The sequence below is a fragment of the Fulvivirga aurantia genome (genome assembly GCF_009711475.1).
Classification (GTDB): domain Bacteria; phylum Bacteroidota; class Bacteroidia; order Cytophagales; family Cyclobacteriaceae; genus Fulvivirga; species Fulvivirga aurantia.
Map to the genome: position 1 here is coordinate 1 of NZ_SMMD01000547.1, position 3861 is coordinate 3861.

The window sequence follows — 3861 nt, forward strand, 5'->3', positions numbered from 1 at the left end:
TGTATTTATTCCTTTCTATACTTTTTAAGCTCTTTTTTCATTTCCTTCATCGCTTTTTGCATCTCTTCCTTCATCTCCTTGCTCACATGCCTCAACTCTTCACTTTGCTCCTCCCAATTCCAATTAAAACTATAGCTATCTTCATCGATATCAATGTCTATGTCAAAATCATGATCGAAATGATGTTCGAAATCAAAGTTCATTTCCGGTATATCTATTGATAAACCAGGAATATCGATGTCAATGGTGGGTATATTTACCGCCACATGATCTGAACAATCACCATGATGGTGACTAAAATCAGTCAGTAAATACTTGCCATTACTTCCTACATACTGAGCGCCAACTATTTCTAAAGGCTCATCAGCTTCTATTCGTTTCAGGCTACTGTTATAAACAGTAACATCTGCCTCGTGGTCATTTTCGATATTTAAATACAATACTCCAGCCTCTATTCTGGTAGTAATATATTCCTTTTCCACCCCTTTCACCATCATTTCACTTTTATCGTGGTGGCTCTTTTTGGTGTGTAGAGATGTTACTTTGCCATCAATGACTAATTTGTCAAATTGATTGAGGTTTTCGTATTCTATAGTTTGAGAAATCGCTCCTATACTGAAGAAAACGAGTAGAGTAGTTATGGTAGATCGCATGATGTTGTGAGTTTTTGATAATATAATGTACTTAAAATCAGGCTTTAAGGTTACTTTTTACGCAGATAAATATCTCCATTATAGTTTTTGATCATCACTTCGGCACCTCCCCCGTTGATGTCAGCACGCACCCAATCGTCAAGATACACCTTGTAGGTACCGGATTTTTTCTCTGTTTTAGTTACCGGCTCAGTCTTCTTCACATTAAAATCAAAACCCGACAAAATCTCCCCTCGGCTACTTTTCATTTTCATACTTGCCTTAAATGAGCCAGGCAGGGTTAAGTCCACATCTCCATTGTAAGTAGTAAAGGCCATAGGAGTATCAGGAGTCACTTTATCAAAAGAAACTTTTATTTCACCGTTATAAGTATCAGCCACCAGTGAACCTGAAATTTTATCAGCAGTTATTTTCCCATTATAATTATCTGCCACAATCTCACCTTGTATATTAGAAATAAAGATGTAACCATCGTTATAGGTTTCTACATGCAAGTCGACATTTTTAGGCACTTCTACTTTCAGGTCTACTCCATTGTTCCATTCGTCTGATTCTATATCTATAAAATTATCTTTTTCGCTTATTTCTAAATCCATAGCTCCACCAGAGATACGCTTCAAACCATCTTTGTTACGCTCCTCCCCATTATGTTTATTTCTTCCTGTATATTTTACAAGCACATCTTTACGGTCGGTGCCCACTACCTCTATAGAACCTTTACGTAGATCTATTTTTACTTTTCCCTTAGATGATGGGTTGCTAAATGGCACTGCTAATTCTCCTGAATCCTGAGCAGATACTACAAGCGAAGCGCATAACGCGATCATTCCTATTATTAACTTTTTCATAATCATTGCTTTTTTCCTATTTATTTTGTGCCACGACCAGTCGCAGCTGTTGTTGTTATTATTTATTTTCTTTTATGTATACATTTCCATTGAAAGTCTCAAAATCGAGCTGAGCACCGCCACCACGTACACTTATGAGTGATTTGGTTTCGACTTTAAATGATACTCCCTCCTGAGAAGTACTACTTTCCTTCATTACATTGGGTCGGTAGCTTATATCTTCAATATTGGTATAGAGATCTCCGTTGTAGCTTTTAAATGCCAGATCTGCTTTAAGGCCTTGAGGGTAGTTAGCATTTATGTCTCCATTGAGCGTATAAAATGATGAGGGGCCTATTCCTACCAAAGACTTATAATCGATATCTACATCACCGTTGATTGTGTAAGCCTCGACCAAATTGTTTACTCCCTTTAGACTTATAGCGCCATTTACATTTTCTATGTCTAAAGTCCCCTCAACACCGGTTACAGTAATATCTCCTTTATTTATGGTAGAAAGATTGAGGTTTAACTTGTAAGGTACCTTTAAGACAATATCAAAAGTAAAGTCATAAGTAAATTTGCAATCATCCCAGTTATAGCTCCATCCAGATCTACTTTTTCTGTATTTATAGTCGCCACGACCAAATTCTGCACATGGCCCGTTGATGTATACTAAGATGGTATCGAGGCGATCCATTATGCCAATAGAAAGCTCCTGAACCGCAGCTTGTAATCGCTGCTCTGTTTTGGCCTTAATCGTTTTGGTGGCCGTCAATAAAACTTTATCTCCATCGTATCCTTCAACTTTTATTCCCCCGTTGATATTGGCCAGGTAGAAAACATTGCTTTCCCCTGTTTTTTCAAAAGCTATTTGCTTCTCTATTGTTTCCGTATGTTGTTGTGCGGTCACTGAAGTCACCAGCACCAGCAGTATTGTTGTTATATAGAGTTTCATGTTGTTGTTAAAATTTTGACCTTTTAAATGAGCACTTTAATACTCTCCTTTATTCTATCTTTTACCTCTGCAGGTGTATTTTCTTTATCAAGCAATTGCTCGAGCTCTTCAACCGAAGATTTCTCCTGCAAAGCCACCATCAACTCTGCCAGTGTGACCTGTACCAGTGGCGACTCCTGCTTACTTATAGATTGCACCAGCCCTTTCCGAACTTCCGGGTTGCCTGCATATGGGTAAAGCGCCTCAATTGTAGCCAGCCTCACATTGTCGTTAGGGTCTGTATTCAAGGTTTTAAATAAAGCCTCAGTCACCTTACTACTCACATCCTGCATTTCGCTAGTCAGGTTTACAGCCCTCAACCTATCACTGGTTGATTCTTTCTCTATCAGACTCAACATCATCATTTCCTTCATCTCTGATACTTCTGCAGACAGCTCCTTAATTTCATCACCACCATTTTCTGTTGGTTTTAAGAAATAGCCACCTAATACACCAACTACAAGTATCACAAAAGTATAGGCCCACTGATATGTCGGCTGGTGAGCCCATAATGAGCTAAACCATTCAACGATTCCTTTTTTCTCACTGGCCTTCTTCTTCTCTGCCAACAATGAGTAAAAGCCATGACTCATCTCTGCAGATGGTTCCGGTACAGGAAACTCATTAATCTGCTGCTGCATTTGACTTACATCCTGCAAATCATCCAACTCCACAATGCCTTCTGCCAGGTATCTCTCAAGTGTTGCCTCCTCCCCGGCACTTAAGCTACCGTGGTTATATTTCTCGACAAGTTGTTTTACTGCGTCTTCCATAGTTTTTAATATTTATACCCGGGATTGTAAGCTGCTATACTCTTGCTTCAAGGCCTGTAGAGCCCTAAAAACTTTTACTTTTACTGCCCCTTCACTGCAGGAGAGTATATCACCAATCTCCTTATATTTCTTCCCTTCCAGTTTACTTAGCGTTAATACCTCTCTCTTTTCCTCATCTAACCTCGAGATGGCCACGTCTAACAGACTCATCTCTTCAGTGTGCGCTACTTTTTTATCTATCGTAAGTGTATCATCACCAAGTCGATCGCTCCAATTATTAATGTCTTCGTTGTTGCGCCATTTGTTTTTTCTGAAGTGATCGTGACTCACATTTCTGGCGATATGAAACATCCAAACCTTAAACTCACCATCACCTTTAAAACCATTGCGATACTTTAAAATCCGCATGAAAGTATTTTGTACTAAATCTTCACTCAAGCCTGCATCACGATTCATATTATAGAAAAAAGCGAACAAGACCTTTTTATAGCGTTCAAAAAGCAACCCTAGCTGATCAAGGTCATTTTCTTTCACTTTAGTCATTAAAGCATTATCTGATATAGACTCCAAGTATGTAAGTTTTCGCGTTTTTTAAATCTTCAAAAGGGCAA

The 3861-nt window shown here is 38.7% G+C and carries 5 protein-coding genes; all 5 read right to left on the bottom strand.

Annotation, left to right across the window (positions count from 1 at the left end; translation table 11 throughout):
- Positions 1 to 5: 5 nt before the first annotated feature.
- Genes E1176_RS04420 through E1176_RS04440 form a run of 5 tightly spaced genes read right to left on the bottom strand, consistent with a single transcriptional unit; the run spans position 6 to position 3793 of the window.
- Positions 6 to 653 carry a hypothetical protein gene (locus tag E1176_RS04420; RefSeq protein WP_155209361.1) on the bottom strand — a complete coding sequence of 216 codons (648 nt, stop codon included), beginning with the start codon at positions 651 to 653 and terminating at the stop codon, positions 6 to 8.
- A gap of 50 nt (positions 654 to 703) precedes the next feature.
- Positions 704 to 1501 carry a DUF4097 family beta strand repeat-containing protein gene (locus E1176_RS04425; protein WP_155209362.1) on the bottom strand — a complete coding sequence of 266 codons (798 nt, stop codon included), beginning with the start codon at positions 1499 to 1501 and terminating at the stop codon, positions 704 to 706.
- Positions 1502 to 1559: 58 nt separating this feature from the next.
- On the bottom strand, positions 1560 to 2438 hold the full coding sequence (locus E1176_RS04430) for a DUF4097 family beta strand repeat-containing protein (protein ID WP_155209363.1): 879 nt from the start codon (positions 2436 to 2438) through the stop codon (positions 1560 to 1562).
- A 23-nt stretch (positions 2439 to 2461) separates the two neighbouring features.
- Positions 2462 to 3250, bottom strand: a complete 789-nt coding sequence (locus tag E1176_RS04435) for a HEAT repeat domain-containing protein (RefSeq protein WP_155209364.1) — start codon at positions 3248 to 3250, stop codon at positions 2462 to 2464.
- Between the two features lie 12 nt (positions 3251 to 3262).
- Positions 3263 to 3793 carry an RNA polymerase sigma factor gene (locus tag E1176_RS04440; protein ID WP_246205938.1) on the bottom strand — a complete coding sequence of 177 codons (531 nt, stop codon included), beginning with the start codon at positions 3791 to 3793 and terminating at the stop codon, positions 3263 to 3265.
- Positions 3794 to 3861: the final 68 nt, after the last annotated feature.